This window comes from Pseudoalteromonas sp. JB197, assembly GCF_002332205.1.
In the GTDB taxonomy this organism is placed as follows: Bacteria; Pseudomonadota; Gammaproteobacteria; order Enterobacterales; family Alteromonadaceae; genus Pseudoalteromonas; species Pseudoalteromonas nigrifaciens.
In genome coordinates this window covers 3,080,878-3,104,072 of record NZ_NRGZ01000001.1, presented here as the reverse complement: position 1 = coordinate 3,104,072, position 23,195 = coordinate 3,080,878, and the positions used below count along the sequence as shown (strand labels likewise).

Annotated in this window: 25 protein-coding genes and 2 pseudogenes; 9 read left to right on the top strand and 18 right to left on the bottom strand. The window is 40.0% G+C overall.

All coding sequences use genetic code 11. The features are described from left to right. Positions 1-17 precede the first annotated feature (17 nt). Positions 18-986: an IS30 family transposase gene (locus CIK86_RS14510; RefSeq protein WP_096317079.1), complete on the top strand. Its 969-nt coding sequence runs from the start codon at positions 18-20 to the stop codon at positions 984-986. A 26-nt stretch (positions 987-1,012) separates the two neighbouring features. Here CIK86_RS14510 and CIK86_RS14505 read toward each other — a convergent pair. After that, positions 1,013-1,930: pseudogene (locus CIK86_RS14505) on the bottom strand (M14 family zinc carboxypeptidase); the annotation flags it as partial. A gap of 179 nt (positions 1,931-2,109) precedes the next feature. Between CIK86_RS14505 and nfuA the strand changes: the two are divergent. Beyond that, positions 2,110-2,685, top strand: coding sequence for a Fe-S biogenesis protein NfuA (gene nfuA, locus CIK86_RS14500; protein WP_011329488.1), 576 nt, complete (start codon positions 2,110-2,112; stop codon positions 2,683-2,685). 12 nt (positions 2,686-2,697) lie between these two features. Next, complete coding sequence (locus CIK86_RS14495) at positions 2,698-2,967, top strand: hypothetical protein (protein WP_086997101.1); 270 nt, start codon at positions 2,698-2,700, stop codon at positions 2,965-2,967. A gap of 14 nt (positions 2,968-2,981) precedes the next feature. Here the strand turns inward: CIK86_RS14495 and CIK86_RS14490 are convergent. Continuing rightward, positions 2,982-4,252: pseudogene (locus CIK86_RS14490) on the bottom strand (MATE family efflux transporter). A gap of 42 nt (positions 4,253-4,294) precedes the next feature. Here CIK86_RS14490 and CIK86_RS14485 point away from each other — a divergent pair. Further along, positions 4,295-5,320, top strand: coding sequence for a polysaccharide deacetylase family protein (locus tag CIK86_RS14485; RefSeq protein WP_011329491.1), 1,026 nt, complete (start codon positions 4,295-4,297; stop codon positions 5,318-5,320). Between the two features lie 60 nt (positions 5,321-5,380). Here the strand turns inward: CIK86_RS14485 and CIK86_RS14480 are convergent, their stop codons facing one another. From CIK86_RS14480 to CIK86_RS14460, 5 genes are read right to left on the bottom strand one after another with little or no spacing between them, the layout of a single operon-like run. Then, on the bottom strand, positions 5,381-5,998 hold the full coding sequence (locus CIK86_RS14480) for an SCO family protein (RefSeq protein ID WP_086997191.1): 618 nt from the start codon (positions 5,996-5,998) through the stop codon (positions 5,381-5,383). Next, the gene (gene cyoE / locus CIK86_RS14475; protein ID WP_086997104.1) at positions 5,995-6,924 is read right to left on the bottom strand and encodes a heme o synthase; all 930 of its coding nucleotides are present in this window, start codon (positions 6,922-6,924) and stop codon (positions 5,995-5,997) included. Before cyoE ends, CIK86_RS14480 begins: the two co-directional genes overlap by 4 nt. A 40-nt stretch (positions 6,925-6,964) precedes the next feature. Then, positions 6,965-7,954, bottom strand: coding sequence for a COX15/CtaA family protein (locus CIK86_RS14470; protein ID WP_086997108.1), 990 nt, complete (start codon positions 7,952-7,954; stop codon positions 6,965-6,967). A gap of 13 nt (positions 7,955-7,967) precedes the next feature. Then, entirely contained in the window at positions 7,968-8,462 is a 495-nt protein-coding gene (locus CIK86_RS14465) for a transmembrane cytochrome oxidase associated protein (RefSeq protein WP_086997112.1), read from the bottom strand. Beyond that, positions 8,452-9,192 carry an SURF1 family protein gene (locus CIK86_RS14460; RefSeq protein WP_086997115.1) on the bottom strand — a complete coding sequence of 247 codons (741 nt, stop codon included), beginning with the start codon at positions 9,190-9,192 and terminating at the stop codon, positions 8,452-8,454. Before CIK86_RS14460 ends, CIK86_RS14465 begins: the two co-directional genes overlap by 11 nt. A 17-nt stretch (positions 9,193-9,209) precedes the next feature. On the opposite strand from CIK86_RS14460, the gene CIK86_RS14455 reads away from it, so the two are divergent. Beyond that, the gene (locus CIK86_RS14455) at positions 9,210-9,440 is read left to right on the top strand and encodes a DUF2909 family protein (RefSeq protein ID WP_050754475.1); all 231 of its coding nucleotides are present in this window, start codon (positions 9,210-9,212) and stop codon (positions 9,438-9,440) included. Here the strand turns inward: CIK86_RS14455 and CIK86_RS14450 are convergent. The 5 genes from CIK86_RS14450 to lexA all read right to left on the bottom strand — a co-directional run bounded on the left by CIK86_RS14450 (position 9,418) and on the right by lexA (position 14,678). Then, positions 9,418-10,293: a cytochrome c oxidase subunit 3 gene (locus CIK86_RS14450; protein ID WP_086997118.1), complete on the bottom strand. Its 876-nt coding sequence runs from the start codon at positions 10,291-10,293 to the stop codon at positions 9,418-9,420. The genes CIK86_RS14455 and CIK86_RS14450 overlap by 23 nt on opposite strands. A gap of 30 nt (positions 10,294-10,323) precedes the next feature. Next, a complete protein-coding gene (locus CIK86_RS14445) occupies positions 10,324-10,854 on the bottom strand; it encodes a cytochrome c oxidase assembly protein (protein ID WP_086997121.1) in 531 nt (176 codons plus the stop codon). Further along, positions 10,854-12,446, bottom strand: a complete 1,593-nt coding sequence (gene ctaD, locus CIK86_RS14440) for a cytochrome c oxidase subunit I (RefSeq protein WP_011329499.1) — start codon at positions 12,444-12,446, stop codon at positions 10,854-10,856. Before ctaD ends, CIK86_RS14445 begins: the two co-directional genes overlap by 1 nt. Further along, entirely contained in the window at positions 12,446-13,588 is a 1,143-nt protein-coding gene (coxB, locus tag CIK86_RS14435) for a cytochrome c oxidase subunit II (RefSeq protein ID WP_086997123.1), read from the bottom strand. Before coxB ends, ctaD begins: the two co-directional genes overlap by 1 nt. A 472-nt stretch (positions 13,589-14,060) precedes the next feature. Next, positions 14,061-14,678 carry a transcriptional repressor LexA gene (gene lexA / locus CIK86_RS14430; RefSeq protein WP_086997127.1) on the bottom strand — a complete coding sequence of 206 codons (618 nt, stop codon included), beginning with the start codon at positions 14,676-14,678 and terminating at the stop codon, positions 14,061-14,063. Positions 14,679-14,957: 279 nt separating this feature from the next. On the opposite strand from lexA, the gene CIK86_RS14425 reads away from it, so the two are divergent. Next, positions 14,958-15,224: a hypothetical protein gene (locus tag CIK86_RS14425; protein ID WP_086997130.1), complete on the top strand. Its 267-nt coding sequence runs from the start codon at positions 14,958-14,960 to the stop codon at positions 15,222-15,224. Positions 15,225-15,322: 98 nt separating this feature from the next. Continuing rightward, a complete protein-coding gene (locus CIK86_RS14420; RefSeq protein ID WP_011329503.1) occupies positions 15,323-15,766 on the top strand; it encodes a hotdog fold thioesterase in 444 nt (147 codons plus the stop codon). A 2-nt stretch (positions 15,767-15,768) separates the two neighbouring features. On the opposite strand, the gene CIK86_RS14415 is transcribed toward CIK86_RS14420, so the two are convergent. The 3 genes from CIK86_RS14415 to CIK86_RS14405 all read right to left on the bottom strand — a co-directional run bounded on the left by CIK86_RS14415 (position 15,769) and on the right by CIK86_RS14405 (position 17,687). Then, positions 15,769-16,149, bottom strand: a complete 381-nt coding sequence (locus CIK86_RS14415) for a hypothetical protein (RefSeq protein ID WP_011329504.1) — start codon at positions 16,147-16,149, stop codon at positions 15,769-15,771. A gap of 252 nt (positions 16,150-16,401) precedes the next feature. Continuing rightward, positions 16,402-16,722: a chaperone modulator CbpM gene (locus tag CIK86_RS14410; protein ID WP_086997133.1), complete on the bottom strand. Its 321-nt coding sequence runs from the start codon at positions 16,720-16,722 to the stop codon at positions 16,402-16,404. Continuing rightward, complete coding sequence (locus tag CIK86_RS14405) at positions 16,722-17,687, bottom strand: DnaJ C-terminal domain-containing protein (RefSeq protein WP_086997136.1); 966 nt, start codon at positions 17,685-17,687, stop codon at positions 16,722-16,724. The genes CIK86_RS14410 and CIK86_RS14405 overlap by 1 nt, the downstream gene beginning before the upstream one ends. A 257-nt stretch (positions 17,688-17,944) precedes the next feature. On the opposite strand from CIK86_RS14405, the gene CIK86_RS14400 reads away from it, so the two are divergent. Beyond that, positions 17,945-18,604, top strand: a complete 660-nt coding sequence (locus CIK86_RS14400) for an endonuclease (RefSeq protein WP_086997141.1) — start codon at positions 17,945-17,947, stop codon at positions 18,602-18,604. Positions 18,605-18,714: 110 nt separating this feature from the next. Here CIK86_RS14400 and hmpA read toward each other — a convergent pair whose 3' ends face one another. Genes hmpA through CIK86_RS14385 form a run of 3 tightly spaced genes read right to left on the bottom strand, consistent with a single transcriptional unit; the run spans position 18,715 to position 21,448 of the window. Continuing rightward, positions 18,715-19,896 (bottom strand): NO-inducible flavohemoprotein, encoded by a 1,182-nt coding sequence (gene hmpA / locus CIK86_RS14395; RefSeq protein WP_086997145.1) that lies wholly within the window; start codon positions 19,894-19,896, stop codon positions 18,715-18,717. Positions 19,897-19,946: 50 nt separating this feature from the next. Beyond that, positions 19,947-21,179, bottom strand: coding sequence for an NnrS family protein (locus tag CIK86_RS14390; RefSeq protein ID WP_086997149.1), 1,233 nt, complete (start codon positions 21,177-21,179; stop codon positions 19,947-19,949). Further along, on the bottom strand, positions 21,179-21,448 hold the full coding sequence (locus tag CIK86_RS14385) for a hypothetical protein (RefSeq protein WP_011329510.1): 270 nt from the start codon (positions 21,446-21,448) through the stop codon (positions 21,179-21,181). Before CIK86_RS14385 ends, CIK86_RS14390 begins: the two co-directional genes overlap by 1 nt. Before the next feature lie 160 nt (positions 21,449-21,608). Here CIK86_RS14385 and norR point away from each other — a divergent pair, with 160 nt between their 5' ends. Next, positions 21,609-23,195 carry a nitric oxide reductase transcriptional regulator NorR gene (norR, locus tag CIK86_RS14380; RefSeq protein WP_086997152.1) on the top strand — a complete coding sequence of 529 codons (1,587 nt, stop codon included), beginning with the start codon at positions 21,609-21,611 and terminating at the stop codon, positions 23,193-23,195.

Sequence of the window (23,195 nt, the reverse complement as noted above, 5' to 3'; positions counted from 1 at the left end):
CAAAGGAAATTGCTTTAATGAAATATAAACAGCTGACACAAGAAGAAAGATACCAGATTTACGCGTTAATAAAAGCAGGAAATAACCAAAAGCAGATAGCTGAAGAACTAACTCGTTCACCGTCATCTATTTCTAGAGAGCTAAAACGCAATAAAGGACTTAAAGGCTATCGGCCTAACCAAGCCAATAACTTTGCTGAACAAAGACGTAAGTCATCTTTCAAAGCAAGTAAGTTAACAGAGGACGTCACTCACTGGATTAATAAATTGTTGCATGACGGACTTTCCCCTGAGCAAGTGGCAGGCCGCTTAGCTTTAGAGAAACAGGTCGTTTTACATCATGAAACAATTTATCAATATATTTACAGAGACAAGGCTCGTGGTGGCAAGCTACATAAGACACTCACTCGTGCATGTAAAAAGTATAAAAAACGCTATGGAAGCTATGATAAACGTGGACAGATAGTTAATCGAGTCAGCATTGATGAACGCCCAAGTATTGTGGATTCAAAGTCTAGGATTGGTGATTGGGAGGGCGATACAGTGATAGGTAAAGGGCGTAAAAATGCGCTTGTCACAATGGTTGAACGTAAAACGTTATATACAGTCGTTCACAGAATTGAAAGCAAGCATGCGAAAATAACAGCCGATGCGCTGATCAAGTGTATGACACCATATAAAGATAGGGTTATTACCGTGACGTTAGATAATGGAAAAGAGTTTGCTCACCATGAGCATGTTGCACAAGCATTAGAAGCTGATGTGTATTTCGCTCATCCCTATTCATCATGGGAGCGGGGCATAAATGAGAATACCAACGGCTTACTTAGACGCTTCTTCCCCAAGGGAACTGACTTTATGGCGCTAAGTGAAGCAGAGATACAGGCGGCAGTTGATAAGCTCAACCATCGGCCAAGAAAAACAAGAGGGTATAAAACCCCTCATGAATTATTTACGGGGCAATCAGAAATACTGGTGGCTGCATAATGATTGCACTTAATACTTGAATTCGAGTCTGGGTAAGTTGAGCCTTTACCGTAATAAAAGTCATCAAAGCTTTCTTCGGTGAAGTATAGCGCATTATTTTCGTCTAATGTTTTAGCATGATAATTTGCAATTGCTTTAGTTAAGCTGACATTTTCATCAGGCGTAATAGGGTGTTTGCGCGATGGAATACCGGGCTGAAAAAAGTAACTGCTGTTTGGCCCCATTTCATGAAAGTCGGTTAAAATATTTGGTTTCCACTGATGAAACTTTGCAATACGCGCACGCGATTCTGGGTGTTGTAGTAATAACCAGTCGCGGTTTAAGTCAAACCAGTAATGATTAGTACGGCTACTTGGCCAGCTTTCCACGTGTTCTCGGGTAACGGGGTCTGACGATAAGTTCATACCACGATTACTATTAGCCCAATTAGCAAAACGAGCTAAACCATCGGGATTAAGTGAAGGGTCGAGTAAAATAACGGTATTATTTAATAACTCATTTATTTCATTACCTTGCGCTGCGGCTAAGTAATACGCCACCAGCAATGCAGAATTACTGCCCGACGACTCATTACCATGTACGCTGTAACCCATCCATACAACACCAGGCTGCTCTGATGATTGCGTGTTGCTAGGCGTTAAACGCGCTAAATGGGCTTGGCGAATTTGCTCTATATTTTTTAATTTATTGGCGGCGGTAATAGTCAGCATCACTAATGGTCGCTGTTCGTGCGTGCGCCCTATTACTTCAAAATTAATTCGATCACTTTTTTGTGCTAGTATTTCCATATAACGCACCAACTGATCGTGCCTTACATGCCACTCACCTACTTGATAACCAAGCACTTGCTCTGGAGTGGGTATACTTGGATCAAACTCAACATCCTCTGCAAAGTAGTAAGACAATGGTTTAGCTTGAGTTGAAAAACTCAGTATTGCCACCATTATCATTAATGTTATTTTTATTATTATACGCATATAATTTACTCATAAAATGTTTGTTGTTCGCACGCTAGCATTGCTTAAAATAGATGCCAACTTTTTACGCTCAACACTAGCCGCAACACGATGAGCGGGGTATGATATGCAGTATCCGAGTAATTTAGTCAAGTATAGACGGTCTTATGATTTCAATTTCCGAAACAGCACAAGCGCATTTTGCTAAACTATTAGCAGATCAAGCACAACAAACCAACATTCGTGTTTTTGTTGTAAACCCTGGTACATCACAAGCGGAATGTGGTGTTTCTTATTGTCCAGAAGACGCTGTAGAAGACAGCGATATTCGCCTAAACTTTAATGGTTTTGACGGCGTTGTAGATGCAGAAAGTGCACCCTTTTTAGAAGACGCTGAAATTGATTTTGTTACCGACAAAATGGGTACTCAGTTAACACTAAAAGCACCTAATGCTAAAGCGCGTAAAATTAGCGGTGATGCATCGTTAAACGAACGCGTACAACACATGCTAGAAACCGAAGTAAATCCACAACTTGCTAACCACGGTGGCCAAGTAAGCTTAGTGGAAATTACCGCTGCAGGTATTGCTGTATTACAGTTTGGCGGTGGTTGTAATGGTTGTTCTATGATCGATGTCACGTTAAAAGAAGGCATTGAAAAAGAGATGATCGAAAAGTTTGAAGAGATCACTGGTGTTGCCGATATTACTGAGCACCAAGCGGGCGATCATTCTTACTATTAATAAGCATTTTTAATGCTAAAGTCGCTTATATATAGCTTAGGGAGCAGCCCTAAGCTTAGCTTAAAGCGTTTTTTTCGCGGCGTAGCACTGTTTGTGCTAGCCGTGATATTTATTTTTTTAGGCTATTACAGTCACTACAGCTTGCAAATTATTGGCGTTGTTATTTTAGTGCCAGCTTTGTTTTTTGCTGCTTGGGGCTACAGCGGTATTTTTGCTAATCGCTTTTCACAAGTACTTAAAAATATTGAGCCTAAAAACCACGACCCCGACCTATGGAAATAAGCCACCAAATTACCTTAATCTAATAGCTGATTATTTGCCTTTAACTTTTGGTATTTCACTATTAATGTTACTCCTCGCATTAGCATAAAGCAGCTCATTGCTAACCATAAAGCATTATTCTCCCACTGATGAAACACTGCAAATACACCAAAAAAACCAACACTTGCTGAGAGCAACATACTATTTCGCATTGCCTTTGCCCGGGTAAGTCCAACAAATACACCATCAAATAAAAAGCAACTCATTGCCAATAATGGCAAGGCTATAATCCAAGGCAAGTACAGCGTAGCCGTGGTGATCACTTCCGGCACATTAGTTAATAGCGTAATAATATAGCGGCCAAATATAGCAAAAAACAAACTGTATGCTAAGGCAAATAGCGCGCCCCAAAACACACTTATTTTTACCCAAAGCTCAATATTTTTACACTTTGTTGACCTTTAGCATGCCCTACTTTTGCCTCACTGGCATAAGCAATGCCGTCGAGTGCAAAGCTTACCAACATTAAAAAGTTAAGTAATACTGCATTTGCTGCTAGCGTGGTTTCGCCAATTCGTGCGCCGTAAAAGGTCATAAAGCTAAAGCAGAGCTGTAAAATAAATGAGCGAATAAAAATATCACGGTTTAAGCTTAGTAGGTTTGCCATTTTTGTAATGCTAAACCAACCTGGTACGCTTAGTTTTATGCCGCGTTTTTTAGCTAATTTAATAACTAACACCACGGCAAAAACTAACGCGGTGTAATCGGCAATAAGTGACGCCCATGCAGCGCCTGCTACCGCCCAATCTAGGTATACAACAAAATATATATCGAGCACTATATTGGTAATATTAGTCACTAATAATAAATAAAACGGCCCACGGCCATAATGCATACCTAGCATCCAGCCTAATAGTACTAAATTACATAAGGCCGCAGGCGCACTAAAAATACGAATACTAAAATACTGATACGCTTGCGTAAGCACGTCGCTATTGGCCGCCGATAAAAATGCAATGGCGTGTTTTATTAAAGGCGATAAGGCGATAAGCAATACGGCAACAAAGCAAGAAAGCACTAAGCTGCGTTTTAATAACGCCGCCAATTGGGTTAAATCGTTTTGCCCATAAGCTTGTGCCACTAACCCTGTGGTGCTCATTCTTAAAAAGCCTGCGAGCCAAAATAATATTGATATAACCGCAGATCCCAGCGCAATACCGGCTAAATAATGAGCGCTCCCTAAGTGGCCAATTACTGCAGTATCAACAATTCCTAACAGTGGGACGGTAATATTTGATAATATCATCGGACCCGCTAACAACAACAAGCTTTTATGGTGTGCTTTATTATGTATAAGAAATTGTTTCATTTAGTATTATTTATCCTTATTAGTATTTCACTGCGCGCTCAAGCAGCCGTTATTTTACAGTATCATCACGTTAGTGAAACCCTTCCGGCGGTAACCAGTGTTAGCGCGAGCACTTTTACTGAGCACTTAAGTTATTTAAAAGAGCATAACTTTAATGTTATTCCTTTAGATGAGCTGATAACTGCGTTGCAGCAAAAACACACTTTACCAGATAAAACCGTCGCTATTACTTTCGATGATGGTTACAACAATAATTACGAGCAAGCAGCGCCAATTTTAGAAAAGTTTGGCTATCCGTACACAATTTTTGTCAATCCTAAGCTAATAGACGAAGGTAAAGGCTATGTAATGGGCTGGGATAAACTCCAAGAGCTAGCAAAAAAAGGCGCACTTATTGCCAATCATAGTGGCCAACACGATTACTTACACCATATGCTTGCAAACGAAAGCGATGCACAATGGCAAGCCCGCATTAAACAAGACATCCTACATTCACAGCAGCGTATAAAAACAGAAATTGGCCATGATTATAAATATTTAGCTTATCCGTATGGCGAGTTTAACAATAAGTTACAAGCCCTAGTAACCGAGCTTGGTTTTATTGGTATAGGTCAGCATTCTGGCGCTGTAAATAAAGATTCTAACTTTAGTCGCTTACCGCGTTTTCCGGCTTCGGGCTTTTATAGTAAATTAGATACGCTAATCACTAAATTGAATTCTCGCGCATTTAATATAACCGCGCTCACTTATGAAGACAGTGTAACGGCGCAAAACCCACCCAAACTCACTATTGAGTTTACTATGGGGGATTTTCATAAAAGTCAGTTTGCTTGTTATGTATCGAGTGTTGGCCAGGCTAATTTAACCTGGATAAATAAAAACACAGTAGAAGTCACCTCACCTAAAGCGCTCAATAAAGGTCGTTCGCGCTTTAATTGTACCGCCCCTGCAATTAACAATGCTGGTAGCTATTTTTGGTTTTCGCAGCCTTGGGTTATTGAATAGTTTTAATTACAGCAGTAAAAAAGGAGCCTAGGGCTCCTTTTTAATTTACTGTTTAAATAACTAGTTTTTATAATAATCAGCTATTTTTTTAAATTCTTGAGTTAACTCTTTGGAATTTATTAACGGCACGCTACCTTGTTTAAATTCAGGTTTAAATATAGCTCTTACCGCCCCATTGCCATCGACCATAGCCACTGAAGCACTATGATCAACTGCATACTCTGACTCGCTACTATCACTTATAGCGTAAATTAAGCCTAACCCTCTCACCATAGGAAAAAGCTGTTTGTGCTCCCCCGAAACCGCTAAAAAATCGGGATTAAAGTAATCAATATAGTCTTTGCGTTTTGCTGGGGTATCTCGTTTGGGATCTACCGATACAAACCAAATTTGCACTGGGTAATCACTACGTAAATTTTTATACACCGCATTTAGTTTAGCCAGTGTTAACGGGCAAATATCGGGGCAGCTGGTGTAACCTAAAAACACTAAATTCCATTGCCCTAAAAATTGCTGCTTAGTAACCAATTCGCCATGTTGATCATCTAAACTAAAGTCGGCTAAAGGTTTAGCATTCTCGTACACTAAAGCATTAACGTCTGGCGGTGCATTATCATCTGAGCACGCCGATAAAAACAGTGTTAAAACAATAGCTAACCCTAGCCATAATTGCTTCATAATAATAGCCATTTATCTATAAATAATATGATAAAGAGTACCATTAAATGAATAATTGAAAAGCGAAATAAATCCATAGCAGTGTCGTCGTTAGCGGCTAGTTTTAATTTAATCGCTTTATAAATAAAGACCGCATTTAATCCAGATGCGCCGATTAAATAAATTAACCCCGACATTCCTATCAAATAAGGAAATATACACACAATTGCCAGTAACGCAGAGTAAGCAACCACACAGGTTTTAGAAAAATCGATACCATGCGTAACCGGTAACATAGGAATTTTAGCCCGTGCGTAATCGCTCTTACGAGCTATAGCTAAGGCCCAAAAGTGCGGAGGGGTCCACGTAAAAATAATCATTACTAATAGCCAAGGTGCAGCTGCCATTTGCCCTGTTTCAGACACCCAACCCAATAAGGGTGGCATAGCGCCAGCAAGGCCACCAATAACAATATTTTGTGGTGTAGCGCGCTTTAAAAAAGAGGTGTATACAAAGGCATAACCCACCAGCGCAAATAAGGTTAATATGGCGGTAAGTGTATTTGCCCATAGCATTAGCATAATAAAACCTGCCACACCTATTATTGCTGCAAAACTCAGTGCATGTGCCTTACTTAAGCGGCCTTTAGCTACTGGGCGATGACGAGTACGCGCCATTTTGCTGTCTATTTCGCTATCAACAACATGGTTAATTACCGCTGCTGCTGCTGAAAGCAATCCTATGCCAAGTAAGCTTATAAACTGTACACCCATGCCTCTGCCTACATCGGGTGCTAGCGCCAAACCAACCCACGCGGTCAGTACCAACATAGCGACTACTTTAAATTTACTAATGGCTAAATAATCTTGTAGTAAATTATAACTACGTGTAATTAGCGGTAGTGTATTTATAGGTTGTATTGCTTTTTTATCTATTGTAAGTGCCATAACAACGCTCCTTTCTATTTGTAATTTTAGGTTCGTGCTTTTAAGTTCGTGCTTTGAGGTAATAGCATAATCTAATTAAAGTTAATAACAGTATGGCAGCCATTAAGTTATGTGCCAGTGCCATACTTAACGGAATATGCCAATGCACCACTGCGAGGCCTAAAGCAATTTGGCAAAATAAGACAACTAACACGCTAACGGCGCAGCTTTTTATTTTTTGCGAGTAGGCACGGCTGTATATTCGCCACATAATTAATGCCAATACTATGCAAGTAATTAATGCCCAAATACGGTGTAATAAATGAATCGACATACGTGCTTGCTGCGACAGGACGCCAAACTCGTAGTTACCATGCTCAAGCGGGAGCTGAAACACACTACTAAGCGAAAATGGCTGGGCATTACTACATAAAGGCAAGCCATTACAATGCGGAGCAGCGTAATTTGCAGCCAACCAACCTCCTAACGCTATTTGTATAATTAGTACGCTAAGCGCCACTAGGCTTAAAGCAAAGTAGCGTCTTGCACCTGCATCCCCCCCCATTATTGGCTTGGCGTTTAATCGTAAATATAATAAAGTGAGCAGCGCTAAAATACTAAAGCCACCAAGTAAGTGACCCATCACTATTAACGGCTGTAAATTCATCGTAACCGTCCACATACCTAATGCAGCCTGAAATATCACTAACAATAACAGTAGTAATGGTAATTTAACTGGCGTTGTTGGCGATTGACGTTTTAAAAAAGCATATACAAATAAGGCTAATATGAGCAAGCCTAGCGTACCGGCAAAGTAGCGATGAATCATTTCTTTCCATGCTTTAGCGGTTTCAAACATCATATCGGGATAACTTTGTGCTGCTTGCGCTATATCGGCTTCATGTTTGGGTACAGTTAAAAAGCCATAACATCCTGGCCAATCTGGGCAACCCAACCCGGCATCACTTAAGCGAGTATAAGCACCCAACGCCACTACTATCAAAGCCAATAAGCCCGTTATTAATACCCAGTTTTTATAATTTTTATACATGGCATCTTCCTACTTAGCTCGAACGAGAATAACTCAGTAATTTTTTTAGATCTTTTAATAGTCCTTTTTGTACTAATCTATTTTCCTGTGGCTGTGTTTTAAATGGATACTCAAGCACTACAAGCCCCATATGGTCGATTAAATACAAACTAGCCGGTTGTAAGTTTGGTTGCGCATCTATACTTTTCCACGGGGAGTTGGCAGCTTTTACTTCGCCTATCACGGCGACATCTACTTTATTCTGGTTTTTGCCTAGCGCTATGTATAAATTATTTAGTGCGGCTAATTGCTCACTACAAGGCGTAGTACATCCATTGGAGTAATTTAGGGCAATAGTCCATTGCTTATGATTGTTTTGCGGCCAATTTTCATATTTAACCTGTTGCTGTAAAAACTCACCATTGTTAGTAATGGCGGTAGGTAACCAATCTAATTTAAGCGCGCTGTACGCTAAAATTAGCGGAATAGCGCAGCAAATGACAAACAGTAAAAGGGGGTTATTTTTCATTATGTGTCCTTTTTTTACTTGCAAAAATAGCCACTAAAACGCACGCCAGAGCAATTAAAAACCATTGCACCGCATAAGCGTGGTGTTTTTGTGGACTCATAACAACCGCGGTATAGTGAGGTATACCTATTGCATCGCCGCTACCTTGGCGATACGCCATAAAATTAACTAATAATTGCTGGCTTTCTTCGCTCAACTTATTTAATTCAATTGTTTGCACTCGCTTTGGTAAATCAATGTTATTGGTTTTACTCTCGAGGCTAAAAGCAGTGAGGTTATTTTCTTTTATTTGAGCAGTAAGCGTAAAAGCGTGTTTAGGTAGGGTTACTTTGGGTAATGCATTGCGCGATAGGGGAGCTTTTATCCAGCCTAAATTAACCAAAATGGCATGTGTTTCGTTATTTGGCTTTAACAGTGCCAGTAAGTCATAACCCACCTGCCCGTTATAAACTTGGTTGTCTAAAAGCCAATATTCATCGTTAATAAAATGCCCTGTTAACTCAACTAACAATCCTGTTTTATTCCAGTTACTAGGTAGTTTAAGCATTTGCTGCCAGCTCATTACACCGTGCGTTTGCAGCGTTGCAATAGAAGCTAACTGCTGTTGTTTGTGTGTCGCACGTTCTAACTGCCAAAAACCTAAACGCACACACACCAAAACTACAATCACTACCATACAAATGGTGATTATTGAGCTAAACTTTTGTTCACGCCATCTAATTAACTGCATAAAGGGTCAACCTAGTGATGATTAAAATTTTTATTGTATTGTTGTTATTATTTATACTTTTTAACTTGTTTCGCGCTTTATTTATTATGGTCTCTGGAAAAACCCAAGGACGACCTATGTCTCACTTTTTAGGTCGTCGCGTATTATTTTCTGTGGTGGTATTAATAGTTGTTATTGCCGCACTAAAACTTGGCTTTATTAGCGGCAATAACGCCCCTTTAATAACTACAGCACATACACAAATATAAATAAGCATAACCAAACTACATCAACAAAATGCCAGTACCAAGCCGCCGCTTGAAAAGCAAAGTGCTTATCTTTAGTAAAGTGTCCTTTTAAAATTCGTAAAAATACTACCAATAAAATAATAGTTCCTAAGGTCACATGCATGCCATGAAAACCCGTAAGTAAAAAGAACGTGCTGCCATAAATACCGGCATCTAATGTTAAGTTTAAATCGTTATACGCATGAATATATTCTTCTACTTGTAGGCCTAAAAAAACTGCACCCAATAAAATAGTCAGTCCTAAAAACACTTTTAACTGGCCGCGTTTATCACTTTCTATTGCCACATGGGCAAAATGCAAAGTAACTGATGAGGTCAATAAAATTAAGGTGTTAATCAGCGGTAGACCTTGCCATCCCATAGCTTGGGTAGTGTCGCCCCCTGGCGTGGTAATTAATGGCCACACAGCTTCAAATGTAGGCCAAAGCACTTCGTTAGTCATGGCATTGTTATCGGCACCACCAAGCCAAGGCACAGAAAGCATACGGGCGTAAAAAAGTGCGCCAAAAAATGCCATAAAAAACATTACTTCAGAAAAAATAAACCAACTCATTCCTTGTCGAAAAGAGCGATCCATTTGCGCCGAATATAAGCCTTTCCCGGCCTCATCAATCACGTTTTTAAACCAGCTAAACAACATATACAGCAGTACTGCTATACCTGCGTACAAAATATAAATGCCACTGCCACCTTCTTTACCGGCACTCATTACGGTTAGAGCTGCACCTACTGCAATAAAAAATAATGCTACTGCGCCAACAATCGGCCATGGGCTTTGATCTGGTACATAATAATGCTCATATTCTTGCTTCATTTTATTTGCTCCTGGTTGTCACTAGTTAGGCTAGTTGTTATTGGCTGCTAGCCGCTCACTAATATCAAATACCGTATAAGATAAAGTTAACTCTTCAATGTCACTTGGTAGTGCGGTATCAACATAAAAAAGTAACGTAAACTCTAGTTCTTCACCTGCTTTTAATGGCTGTTGATCAAAACAAAAACACGCTATTTTATGTAAGTATTTTGCTGCTCTACCGGGTGATACCGAAGGCACTGCCTGCATTACTTTATCTTGGTCACTATTATTTTTGGCGCTAAACATTACCTCACGCATAGCACCGGGCTTTACCGCAACACTGTACTCTTTAGACTTCACAGCAAAGGGTGCACCGCTTTGTGCATGCGTGGTAAAGCTCACACTTATTTCGCGATTTTGTATTACTTGCGTGCTTTGCTTTGCTTGCTCTAATGATGGCTTACCGTTAATGCCGGTAATATCACAAAACACGTCATACAAAGGCACTAACGCAAATGCAAATGCGAACATGGCTAAGCAAATAACAACTAAGCGCTTAAGTAGCGGTGCGTGTATCATTATTTAATTTCCGGTGGTGTTGAAAATGTATGGTACGGAGCAGGTGAATCTACCTCCCACTCCAGTCCTTCTGCGCCTTCCCACACTTTTGCAGGAACCTTGTCGCCGCCGCGTGCGCATTTAATCACTACAGCTACAAACAACAACTGCGATAATCCAAAGGCAAAGCCGCCAATACTAATAATGGCGTTAAAGTCAGCAAACTGTAGCGCATAGTCGGGTATACGGCGTGGCATGCCTGCAAGCCCTACAAAGTGCATAGGAAAAAACAATACATTTACGCTTACCAGCGATAACCAAAAATGCCATTTAGCCAGCGCTATGTTATACATATTGCCAGTCCATTTAGGCAGCCAATAATACGCGCCTGCCATAATAGAAAACACCGCTCCCGTTACCAGTACATAATGAAAATGTGCCACTACAAAGTAGGTATCATGGTACTGAAAATCAGCCGGTGTAATGGCCAGCATCAATCCCGAAAAACCACCTAAGGTAAACAACACAATAAAAGCAATACTAAACAGCATGGGGACTTCAAACGTAATTGAACCGCGCCACATAGTGGCTACCCAATTAAATATTTTTACTCCAGTGGGCACCGATATCAGCATAGTCGCGTACATAAAAAATAGCTCGCCAGCCACCGGCATACCGGTAGTAAACATATGATGCGCCCACACTGTAAAACTCAACAACGCAATTGACGCCGTGGCATATACCATGGAGGAATAACCAAAAAGTTTTTTACGCGAAAAGGTAGGAACTATAGTAGAAATAATGCCAAAAGCCGGCAAAATCATTATGTATACTTCGGGGTGGCCAAAAAACCAAAATATGTGCTGAAACATCACCGGATCACCGCCACCAGCTGCATCAAAAAAGCTGGTTGCAAAGTATTTATCGGTGAGCACCATGGTCACTGCACCTGCGAGTACCGGCATAACCGCAATTAATAAAAATGCCGTTATCAGCCAAGTCCATACAAACATAGGGACCTTCATCCAAGTCATGCCTGGGGCACGCAAGTTAACTATGGTTACAATTACATTAATTGCCCCCATAATGGAGCTAATACCCATAATATGCACAGCAAATACAAACATGGCGGTATTGTCATTACTGTAGGTTGTGGACAGCGGCGCATAAAAAGTCCAACCAAACGCAGGACCGCCACCGGGCATTAATAGCGATGATAATAAAATTAAAAACGCGAATGGTAAAATCCAAAAACTCCAGTTATTCATTCGGGGTAAGGCCATATCAGGCGCGCCAATCATTAATGGCACCATCCAGTTAGCTAAGCCAGTAAAGGCCGGCATAACGGCACCAAATACCATAATCAACCCATGAACCGTGGTCATTTGATTAAAAAAGTGAGGATCGACTAATTGCAATCCTGGCTGAAATAACTCAGCGCGGATCACCATAGCCATAGCACCACCAATAAAAAACATAGTTAGCGAAAAAATTAAGTACAAGCTACCTATATCTTTATGATTTGTGGTATATAACCAACGCTTAAAGCCTTTAGCAGGATGATGAGCGTGGTGAGCTTCATTAATGTCAGGTTGTTCTACTATGCTACTCATTAGTTCGCCTCCCCATCGGCATCAAGTGCTGCCTGTATTTCACTTGGTTGAATTACATCACCGGTATCATTACCCCATGCATTACGCTTATAAGTAATTACCGCTGCTAATTGCTTTATAGAGAGCTGTTTAGCAAAGGCTTGCATGGCTGTGCCGGGGCTTCCGTGAATAACAATATCAATGTGGTCTTTTATATCGCCAAGCACTATCGGGCTGCCTTTAAGTGCAGGAAAAACGCCTGGCAAACCTAACCCTGTGGGCTGATGACATGCAGCACAATTGGCCATATACACTTGCTCACCCAAAGTCATTAATTCTTCTTTAGGGAGTGTTTGGTCAAGTAATGCAGCATCTGCTGCTGCTGCTTTTTGCTTTGCTTGTTTAGCATCTGCTAGCCAAACTTTAAAATCGGCCTCTGACTTAGCCTCTACTACCACTGGCATAAAGCCATGATCTTTACCGCATAGCTCAGCACACTGACCGCGATAAATACCGACTTCGTTTATGTTGGTCCACGTTTCGTTAATAAACCCCGGGTTTGCATCTTTTTTAATAGCAAAATCGGGCACCCACCAAGAATGAATAACATCGTCGGAGGTCATTAAAAAGCGTACTTTTTTATTGATCGGTAATACCAGAGGCTTATCTACCTCAAGTAAATAGTTGGGGTTTTTATCGGCTAGGTTAGCAATTTCATTTTGCGGTGTGGCAAGTATTGAGTAAAACTCAACATCTTCCCCCATATATTTGTAATGCCATTTCCATTGTGAACCAGTTACTTTAATAGTGATATCCGCTTTACTGGCATCTTCCATCGCTATTAATGTTTTAGTTGCGGGGACTGCCATTGCTATTAAAATAACAAATGGAATTGCTGTCCAGAGTATTTCTACTTTGGTACTTTCGTGAAATTGAGCAGCAACTGCTCCTTTAGATTTACGATGATGAATAAGTGCCCAAAACATAACGGCAAATACAATCACGCCTATTACACAGCATATTAAAAATATGGTCATGTGTAGTTGATAAACATTATTACTTATATCGGTTACGCCTTTGCGCATATTATATTGGCTATTTGCCAATGCTAACTGCGGAAAAACAAACAATATAAGCCACAAGGTAGAGCTCAATTTACCCATGTGACAGCTCCTTTAATACTGTTGCGAGTGCAAAACAAAAAGACATAAGCTTTAAATGCCAATTTGTTATTTTTTATTTTTGTATTGCTGCCGGATATATAAATATATTTTCTCAAAACTAAAGCTGTGAGTTATTGTTAGTCCAGCCTATTAACAATTAGTTAATAATTGAACAACTAGCAAGTTTTAGTTTGAAAAACAATCAAATAATATTAGGGGATTAGCGTAAATATGGGATTTATTTAATTTTGTTCTAAGCAGGAAGTGAGCAACAGCAAGGGTTACAAATAAAAAGACAGCGATAACGAGTATTAAATACTTAAATGATAAAAAACATAAACTTAATATAATTTTTTCATTGCAGCGGAATTTTCACAAAAAAAAGCAAAAAAAAGCGCACTAAAAAGTGCGCATTAATTATCTGAGCTATTAAATTATGCCGATATTTTACATAGCTATAACAGCTTAATTGTCACATCCAGTCAGCATTACGAATAACCCCAACAGCTAAGCCTTCAATATTAAAAGATTCCTTTTCAAGATCCACTTCTATCGACGAAAATTCTTTATTTTCAGCATGCAATAATACTTTTTTGCCTGCTTTTTCTAAGCGTTTTACCGTTACATCGTCATCAACGCGGGCAACAATAACTTGGCCATTTTCGGCAACTTGAGTGCGATGAACAGCCAGTAAATCACCATCCATAATACCAATATCTCGCATACTCATACCATTTACACGCAATAAAAAATCGGCAGCGGGTTTAAACATTAACGGGTCAATTTTACAATGGCTCTCAACATGTTGTTGCGCCAAAATAGGTTCGCCGGCAGCTACACGGCCTATTAACGGTAAACCAAGTTGTTCTGGTTCATCTTCTTCAATAAGTTGAATACCACGGCTAGCGCCTGGTTTCATTTTAATAGCGCCTTTTTTAGCCAGCGCTTTTAAATGCTCTTCTGCTGCATTAGCACTTTTAAAGCCTAATGTTTGTGCAATTTCTGCGCGTGTAGGAGGCATACCAGTGTCTTTAATAAACACTTTAATAAGTTCGAGTATTTGCGCTTGGCGGTTAGTTAATGGTCGCATACAACTGGTTTTCCATACAGTACATTTAACTGTGAGTATATACAGTTATCTGAAAATCGCAAATTTAAATTACTCCTCGCCTTTGCTGCCAAAGGTGGCATTGGTCTAAGCTTAAAATTACCAAGTAAATTACAGATAAAATTACGCAGATCACGATAGTGTTAGTTTTACGTTACATTAATTACATAACTACTAAGTTGTTGCTGTTATTAAAAATTAGTTAGCTATCGTTTTTGTAATGGGCCTTAACTTCATCAATGTGAATTAACGGAGAGTGTTATGAATATCACTGTAGCGGTAATAATTAACGGTCCTAAACGTAAAGTATGGGCGGCAATAACTGACATCGAAAACAGTGCCAATATGCTGTCACTTACCGCCGCCGAACCTAGCACCTGTTTAACCATGACTTTTTCTGATAGCTCTGAGTCTATTTGGGTAAAAATGCTCTCTGCAGTGATAGGGTTTTTTCTTAAAAGTTCGATGCGTAAAATGCTAAAAAAAGACCTCGATGAAATTAAGCACTATGTAGAAAGCAAAAAGTAGCACTGTATTACCATGCAGTAGCTGCACTAATTTGGCTATCATATCGCCATGAAAAATCGTATTATCGGTTATCGTTTTCAACCTTTAAAGGAGTAACAATGAGTATTTGGCATCAACCTATTACTTTAGCGTTTTGTAAGCAGTTAGACCAAGGCATAAATGGCCAAGGTACACTGATGAAAACCATGGGGATTGAAATAACTGAAATTGGTGATGATTACTTAGTTGCCACTATGCCAGCAATTCCTGCGCACCATAACCCTATAGGCATGGTGCATGGCGGAGCAAACGTGGTTTTAGCCGAAAGTGTTGCCAGCTACGCGGCTAATTTTGTGGTCGACTTCACTAAATTTTATTGTGTAGGGCAAGAGATCAGTGCCAGCCATTTAAAAGCCTCGCGTAATGGCACCTTAACCGCCACCGCAAAAGCGTTTCATATTGGCAAGCGTAGCTCAGTATGGGAAATAAAAATAACGAATAGTCGCGGCGAGCTTTGCTGCGTATCAAAAATGACCGCAGCTGTTGTAGAGCGCAAAGGCTAAGGCTATTTTTCTAGCGGGTAAATAGTAATTTCCATGCCTGCACCAATTGCCGATATACGTAATAATGTATCGGCGTGCAGCGCTTGGTTAAAACACTTTGGCGAAGTGCCCGATTCAAAACCAATATCAAAGGTACGGCGCGAACAACTCAACCATTGCTTAAGTGCAGCCCGCGAGCATGACTCTACTAACTCACATAAGTGGTTAATTGCTTTATCCGGTGAAGATATTTCGCCTGTTACTTCTATACGCGCTAACTGACGGTATTCGTCTTTATCATAATGTAAAATAGTGGCGATTTTTTTTAGGTCAGCTACAAGCACGCTAATATCTTGCTTTGACTCAAGCTCTAGGTCTACATTTAAAAATTGAATTTCCGACATTGTCTACTGTTTATCCTCTAATTAGTTCGCTGTAAACTTTAACGCAGTTTTACGCTTATACCAAATCAACTCTGCAATATTCACCTTTTTTATCTGAATAGTCGGCTATTTTTACGCATTTATTGACGCTTTACTTACTCTTATTTCACGAATAAAAAATATTTAAGCACCAAAAGCTCACTATTATAAAAGTGCTGAGCTAGATCAATAAAAATAGCTAGCTACTCGCATTTAAAATTTAACCACTATTTTTTATTCTAAATGTTTAAATCGACTTAAGTGCTGCTTTAACATTTGGTTTTCAGCAATCAACTCATCCCGTTCATCCAATAATTGTAAAACCAAAGCAATAGCAGACCAATCTAACGATAAGTCATGCTGAATACGCGCAGCCTTTTTAACTAAGATCACTGTTGATATCGTAAATTGCCATTCTGTAACGCGCTCGCCCTCAATAGGAATAGCAATGCTGTGCTCAACCAATTCATATAATATGGCTTCGCTAATATCACTACTCACACACAATTCTTGGCTAGTGAGTAAATTGCCTTGTGGTGCCTCGATAATTTTCATTATGACTTGCTCCAATTGCTACGGGGGTCAAAATGGGCTTTTTCGGCCAGCTCTTGCCAAAGCTTTTTGCTAACATCATCACTCAATGCTGGATTAACAATTTTAATCACAGCAAATAAGTCACCTTTGGCTTTTTTACTAATTAACCCTTTACCTTTAATGCGTAAACGTTGACCCGATTGACTATTAGCTGGAATAGTTAGTTGGATTTTTCCGGCTAATGTAGGTAAATTTATTTTAGTGCCCAAAGCAGCTTCCCATGGTGCAAGAGGTACCACTATGTTTAGGTTATGCCCCTCAACGTCAAATAATGGATGAGGCACTAAGCGAATTTGCAAATACAAATCGCCATTAGGGCCATTTGCCGAACCTAATCCACCTTGGCCTTTTAAGCGAATGCGTTCACCATTAACCGAGCCTGCAGGAATTTTAACTTTAAGCGATTTTTTAACTTCAGATACACGGCCACTACTGTCTCGCTGCGGCAGCATAAACTCAATTGGTTTAACGGTATCGACTAACGTTTCTTCAAGAAATACCGGGAATTCAATTTCCACATCTTGTCCTTTTTGCGCACGAGCGCCACCAGTTCTGCCCTGCCCGCCATGGTTAAACCCACCTGCGCCGCCAAACATTGAATTTACAAAATCAGAAAACTCCTGTTCGGCTTGGGGATCACCTTGCTGATAGTGGTTTTGTGACGAGCCATAGCTACCGCCATAATTTGCTTGCTGCTGAGCACGGTTTTGTTGATTACGACGTAACACATCGTATTTAGCGCGCTCTTCTTTGTTGTGAATAACTTCGTAAGCTTCACCTATCTCTTTAAACTTTTCCTCGGCTTGAGGTTCTTTACTTACATCTGGATGATATTTTCTAGCTAGCTTTTTATAAGCTACCTTAACCGCTTTATCGTCTGCATCGGGCGATACTCCAAGCACGGCATAATAATCTACAAATTTCATTCGCAATCCAAATCACAAACTTATGAGCTTTCATCATACTCTTTAAGTAACAACTTTTGTTTATTTAAACAACAATTTAAAGTAGATAACCTGAGCTCCGGATAATAAAACTAAATATAACTATGATTCAATACGTTAGTAAATCTCTTAACCAGAGCTAAGGTTAAATACTAAAGAACGGTAAATATGGCTTTAAGTAAACTTTATCTTTTAGCTTCAAGTCATTAAACTAGCCGCTCCTGTAGTTCACGTATGTGATGGATATGACTCGATTTATTTTAGCCTTGTTGGCTTTTTTTGTATGCTTTTCGCTATCGGCTGAAGAATTCACTCGGTTTTCAACCGCTAAAAGACACCTAATTAAAACCCTCCCTAGTAATGCTAAAAGTATTTACTGTGGCTGCGATATAAAAAAACAGGGTAAAAAACTAGTTCCCGACCCCACTAACTGTGGCTATGTGCCACGCAATACACATACCCGCTCAGGTAACGTAAATGCACGCGCTTTACGCATAGAATGGGAGCATATTGTGCCTGCCTGGGAGTTTGGCCACCAATTACAATGCTGGCAAGATGGCGGGCGTAAAAACTGCCGTAAAGTAAGTGCTAAGTTTAGAAAGATGGAAGCCGATATAAACAACTTAGCTCCTGCTATTGGTGAAATTAACGCAGATCGTTCTAATTATCGATTTGGAATGCTTAGTGAAAGCGCCACCCAATACGGTCGCTGTGAAGTTAAAGTTAACTTTAAACAACGAGTAATAGAGCCTCCTTTTTATGCCCGTAAACAAATAGCCGACGCCTATGCCTATATGCAAAAAACTTACGGCTTAAAAATATCAAATAAACAACAGCAGTTATTTAATGCTTGGCAACAACAAGCGTATGCCGCGCAAACCAATACCAAAAAGCTTTAATTTAAAGGTATTAGGAGCCAGTTTAATATTTAACTGCACAAAAAAGCGCGCTATTGGTTGAAGTAATTTCCAATAGCGCGCTTTTTTAATTTAGTTTTATTTTATAAGCATTACAGGTCTTGATGCGGACCAAAAATTTCGTAATGAATGTGTCCGTTATTAACGCCTAATTCTAACAGTTGTTTTTTCACAAAGGCCATAAAATTAGCGGGTCCACACAAGTAAAAGTCGCCGTTGCTCAGTGGCAATTGCGCTTGTACTGCGTGTAAATCCATAAAACCGGTAAAATCAGCTCCTGCATCGCCTTGATTAAACCAAGTCATGGTTTGTAAGCGCGGGTAAACAGTGCTTAGTTCATTTAAATAATTAGCAAATGAGTGCTGCTGAGTATTTTCGCAAGCATGCAAATACATAATATTTTGATTAGAAGTATCGCTTAATAGCGTCTCTAACATTGCTACCATTGGCGTTTGCCCAACACCCGCTGAAATAAGCACAGCAGGGCTGGTGTTATTTCGTAAAAAGAAATCCCCTGCAGGCGGATATAGCTCTACTATTGCGCCTTGCTCTAGTGAGTGTAAATGGTTAGACACCATGCCAGGGTTTGGTAATAACTCTTTTTTAACGCTAATACGGTAGTTTTTACCATTACTTTTTTGCGAAATAGAATACTGGCGGATCTCTTCATATTCACTAGCCTCTGGCTTAACTTTAATACCTAAATATTGACCCGGTTTATGGGCAATTACTGCATCGCCATCAACTGGCGTAAGCGTAAAGCTAGTTACCAGCTCTGACTCTGCCTGCTTATTAGTTATTGCAAACTGACGTGTGCCTGCCCAACCGCCTAAGTTATTTTTGCTGTGCTCGTATAAAGCAGCTTCCTCAGTTATACAAATATCAGCAAGTACGCCATACGCTTCACGCCAAGCATATTCAACATCTGGCGTGAACTGCTCAGGAATAAGCTCTTTCAGCGTGCCAATTAAATGTGCACCAACAATTGGGTAGTGCTCCGGCAAAATATTTAAACTAGTATGTTTATGGTTAATACGTCCAAGTGCCGCTTTTAACACCTCTAAATTATCAATGTTTTGTGCATAAGCAGCCAATGCGTTAAATAATGCAAATTGTTGACGGCCGGTATCTTGGTTGCTCATATTAAAAATATTTTTAAGCTCAGGATTATGACTAAATAAACGCTTGTAAAAATGATCAGTAACAACCGTACCTGCCTCTGCTAATAAAGGAACAGTACTTTTAACAATTTCAATAGTTTTATCAGATAACATCTAGGTTTTCCTACGTGTGAATAATACCCAATTAATAAAATAGGTATAGGTTAACCACGACGCCCATCAACACGACGCTGTGTTAAAATAGGTGTGCAGTGAATTAAAAATAATAAAAAGGCAATTAGCCACAGCCCAGCACTTAGCTGCCAAGCTAGGTGTGGCCCAATAACAAAAGGCAGTAAAGAACGAGTAATCCCAGCCACTAACACTAAAGCAAAAGCAACCGCCATATAATGTGGAATAGTCAAAGAGCGCCCGGTATGCCCATGAGATACGCGTGTCATCATGGCTAAAATCATCATCCCTATGGTACTTATGGTAATGAGGTGTAATGCATCTTTAAATAAAATAACACTGCTGTAAAAACTCACGGCTACCAGCATTAAACCTACACCTAGTGCCAAGTACGAAAAATGCAAAGACCATAACAAAGGAACTTTAAGTACGTTTTTATCCCACCAATAAAAACTACGAATTAAATGCAGCACAGCAACAACAGCAAGTGCCCAGCCTGGGTTTAGCTGATTAAAAAATAACTGACTAAGAAAAAACACCGCAATACTAAAAACGCTCATATACAGTAATACTGAGTCAACGTTAGCTGTACGTACCTGCGCTGTTAAACCAAGGCCTTTACTGGTAAAAAATGGCAATACACGCCCTGCTACTATGCCAATTAATAAGGTCATCAGTAATACTGCTGTATCAACAATGGCGAGCGCAAACTGCATGTTTTGTTCAATCAGCAGGGCCAAGTAAACAATATTTAACGTACACAGCGCCGCTAATAACACTAAAAATTGATAGTTATTTTTGCTTTTAGCGGTTAATAACATATTAGCTAATGCTGCAATAACACCTAGCCACCATGCGAGCTGTAACACTAACACCGCATATAAATTAAATTGTGCAAAAGCAGGCAAAGACACAAAAAATGCGCCTCGCGCCCCAAGCCATAACAGCGTTAATAGCATTAACTTTTTGCCACTAATGCTAGGTACTCCAGTCCAAGTTTGCGCGGCGGTAAGTAAAAAACCCACTGCAACAACACCTGCAAAACCAAATAACATTTCATGGGCATGCCATAATGTAGCGGGGATTGTTAACTGCCAAGTTGCACTACCCGTTAAAATTAATAACCAGTAGCCTATTGAACTAAAAGCCAACAAGCCTGCGGCTAAAAAATAGGGTCTAAATGGCAGCATCCATACTGGCCACTGCGTTATTTGGTAAAAGCGAATATTAGCCGGTACCGGCTGAGATAAATTAATAGGTCGCATTAACGAACTTCCTTCCCCATGCCATGCAGTGCGATACAACGCAGCACATAGCTAATTTTTAAAATAGCAGCAATAACAATAGTGCTAATATGTGCCGAAATTTGCACCGGTATAGAAAAGTAATCGGCAAAAGGGTAGCTAATTAAAATACTGGTTATTAGTAATGCACAACTAGCTGCTAATAATGAGTTTGCCACTAGCAGTAGTTTTTTCAGTAAACAAGCTGTCTCAATTTTGTAGCTTGGATTATGTATAACCAAGGTGTTCATAACGGCCTCAACAACTAATGCACTTAACTACCTATTACACTTATCGTGCCAATAAAATAAACATATATATTTCAATGAACTAACTTATCCACCTTTGCTTTTTATGTCTTTATGACCTACCATAAATCAAACCAAAAAAACATATAAGAGTCATTTTGACATGAACAGCGCAGTTAACTTCACTGCCGTAGCGGTAAAGCTGGCTCAAAGCACATTAGATAAAAACTGTTTTGAGCAATTACTTACTGTCCTTGAAACAGTGATTGCCAGTGATGCCAGCGCACTGCTTGAGCTACAAGGTGAGCAGCTCAAGCCACTTGCAATTAAAGGCTTAATGCCAGATAGCCTAGGGCGGCGTTTTAAGCTTAGTGAGCATCCGCGCTTAGAAGCTATTTGTAATACTCAGCAACCACTGCAATTTGCCCATGACTGTCCATTGCCCGATCCGTACGACGGCTTACTACTAGCAAAAACTGGCGACATTCCGGTACATGCTTGCTTAGGTTTACCCTTATTTTATCAACAACAGTTATTAGGTGTGATTACGTTTGACAGCCTAAATGCCAATGCCTTTAACGCTATTAGTGCGCAAACGCTTAGCACCTTACAAACGCTATGCAGCGCACATTTTAAAACGGCATTACAGCTGGCTCATTACAAATTACATGCACAGCATTCTAGCGCCTTAGTGCAAGAGCTTAACCGCGAAGCACTCACCCGTGATGGCGGCGAAATTATTGGTCAAAGCTCAGCAATACAAGCACTTAAAAATGATATAAAACTTGTCGCCGCCTCTAATTTTAGTGTGTTAATTTTAGGCGAAACCGGCGTAGGCAAAGAGCTGGTTGCACGTAATATTCATTTACACTCGAAACGCAGTGAGCAGCCACTTATTCATTTAAACTGTGCTTCGCTTGCTGAAAATCTCGCCGAAAGTGAGTTTTTTGGCCATGCTAAAGGCGCTTTTACTGGGGCGGATCATGCGCGCCAAGGTAAGTTTCAGCTAGCGCACGGTGGTACTTTATTTTTAGACGAAATAGGCGAGCTACCACTGGTACTACAAAGTAAATTGCTACGGGTATTACAAAGTGGCGAAATACAAACAGTAGGCGAAGACGAAGTGAAATATGTTGATGTGCGGGTTATTGCTGCTACTAATCGTAATTTAAAAAAAGAAGTAGCCGAAGGACGCTTTAGAGCCGATTTATACCATAGATTAAGTGTCTACCCGCTAACGGTAGCGCCGTTACGCCAGCGTGAAAACGATGTGGTTTTATTAGCTGGCTTTTTTGTTGAGCAAACCGCACGAAAATTAGCAATAAAACAACTTAAGTTAAGTGTCGATGCACAATTATTGTTAACCCAATATCAGTGGCCGGGTAACGTACGGGAGCTAGAACATGTAATTAGCCGCGCAGCACTAAAGGCCAAACAAAGCCAATGGCAACAAGCCATTATTACCATAAAGCCCGAGCACTGTGAGCTAAACCTTAGTGCGAGTAATACAACACAGTTATCATTACCTGCTAGTACCACAAACACCACCACTGGCAGTAGCACTAACATAGCAGAGCAAAATTTATCACTTAAGCAAGCAACCGATACCTTTACCCATCATTTAATTAGTCAGCAGCTTGAGCAACATAATTATAACTGGGCAAGTGCAGCACGCACCTTAAAAGTAGACCGTGCAAACTTAGTTCGCTTGGCTAAACGCTTAGGTATTTCAGTCAAAAAGTCGCTATAA

What these genes read in the sequence shown, in the direction of transcription:
- CIK86_RS14455 (WP_050754475.1), top strand. Translation starts at nt 9,210, where the DNA reads ATGATTAAAATTTTTATTGTATTGTTGTTATTATTTATACTTTTTAAC.
- ctaD (WP_011329499.1), bottom strand. Translation starts at nt 12,446, where the DNA reads ATGAGTAGCATAGTAGAACAACCTGACATTAATGAAGCTCACCACGCT.
- CIK86_RS14480 (WP_086997191.1), bottom strand. Translation starts at nt 5,998, where the DNA reads ATGAAGCAATTATGGCTAGGGTTAGCTATTGTTTTAACACTGTTTTTA.
- CIK86_RS14385 (WP_011329510.1), bottom strand. Translation starts at nt 21,448, where the DNA reads ATGAACACCTTGGTTATACATAATCCAAGCTACAAAATTGAGACAGCT.
- CIK86_RS14400 (WP_086997141.1), top strand. Translation starts at nt 17,945, where the DNA reads ATGGATATGACTCGATTTATTTTAGCCTTGTTGGCTTTTTTTGTATGC.
- CIK86_RS14495 (WP_086997101.1), top strand. Translation starts at nt 2,698, where the DNA reads ATGCTAAAGTCGCTTATATATAGCTTAGGGAGCAGCCCTAAGCTTAGC.
- CIK86_RS14410 (WP_086997133.1), bottom strand. Translation starts at nt 16,722, where the DNA reads ATGAAAATTATCGAGGCACCACAAGGCAATTTACTCACTAGCCAAGAA.
- nfuA (WP_011329488.1), top strand. Translation starts at nt 2,110, where the DNA reads ATGATTTCAATTTCCGAAACAGCACAAGCGCATTTTGCTAAACTATTA.
- CIK86_RS14420 (WP_011329503.1), top strand. Translation starts at nt 15,323, where the DNA reads ATGAGTATTTGGCATCAACCTATTACTTTAGCGTTTTGTAAGCAGTTA.
- hmpA (WP_086997145.1), bottom strand. Translation starts at nt 19,896, where the DNA reads ATGTTATCTGATAAAACTATTGAAATTGTTAAAAGTACTGTTCCTTTA.
- CIK86_RS14510 (WP_096317079.1), top strand. Translation starts at nt 18, where the DNA reads ATGAAATATAAACAGCTGACACAAGAAGAAAGATACCAGATTTACGCG.
- CIK86_RS14465 (WP_086997112.1), bottom strand. Translation starts at nt 8,462, where the DNA reads ATGAAAAATAACCCCCTTTTACTGTTTGTCATTTGCTGCGCTATTCCG.
- norR (WP_086997152.1), top strand. Translation starts at nt 21,609, where the DNA reads ATGAACAGCGCAGTTAACTTCACTGCCGTAGCGGTAAAGCTGGCTCAA.
- CIK86_RS14485 (WP_011329491.1), top strand. Translation starts at nt 4,295, where the DNA reads ATGTATAAGAAATTGTTTCATTTAGTATTATTTATCCTTATTAGTATT.
- cyoE (WP_086997104.1), bottom strand. Translation starts at nt 6,924, where the DNA reads ATGGCACTTACAATAGATAAAAAAGCAATACAACCTATAAATACACTA.
- coxB (WP_086997123.1), bottom strand. Translation starts at nt 13,588, where the DNA reads ATGGGTAAATTGAGCTCTACCTTGTGGCTTATATTGTTTGTTTTTCCG.
- CIK86_RS14390 (WP_086997149.1), bottom strand. Translation starts at nt 21,179, where the DNA reads ATGCGACCTATTAATTTATCTCAGCCGGTACCGGCTAATATTCGCTTT.
- CIK86_RS14425 (WP_086997130.1), top strand. Translation starts at nt 14,958, where the DNA reads ATGAATATCACTGTAGCGGTAATAATTAACGGTCCTAAACGTAAAGTA.
- CIK86_RS14415 (WP_011329504.1), bottom strand. Translation starts at nt 16,149, where the DNA reads ATGTCGGAAATTCAATTTTTAAATGTAGACCTAGAGCTTGAGTCAAAG.
- CIK86_RS14460 (WP_086997115.1), bottom strand. Translation starts at nt 9,192, where the DNA reads ATGCAGTTAATTAGATGGCGTGAACAAAAGTTTAGCTCAATAATCACC.
- CIK86_RS14405 (WP_086997136.1), bottom strand. Translation starts at nt 17,687, where the DNA reads ATGAAATTTGTAGATTATTATGCCGTGCTTGGAGTATCGCCCGATGCA.
- CIK86_RS14450 (WP_086997118.1), bottom strand. Translation starts at nt 10,293, where the DNA reads ATGAAGCAAGAATATGAGCATTATTATGTACCAGATCAAAGCCCATGG.
- CIK86_RS14445 (WP_086997121.1), bottom strand. Translation starts at nt 10,854, where the DNA reads ATGATACACGCACCGCTACTTAAGCGCTTAGTTGTTATTTGCTTAGCC.
- lexA (WP_086997127.1), bottom strand. Translation starts at nt 14,678, where the DNA reads ATGCGACCATTAACTAACCGCCAAGCGCAAATACTCGAACTTATTAAA.
- CIK86_RS14470 (WP_086997108.1), bottom strand. Translation starts at nt 7,954, where the DNA reads ATGTATAAAAATTATAAAAACTGGGTATTAATAACGGGCTTATTGGCT.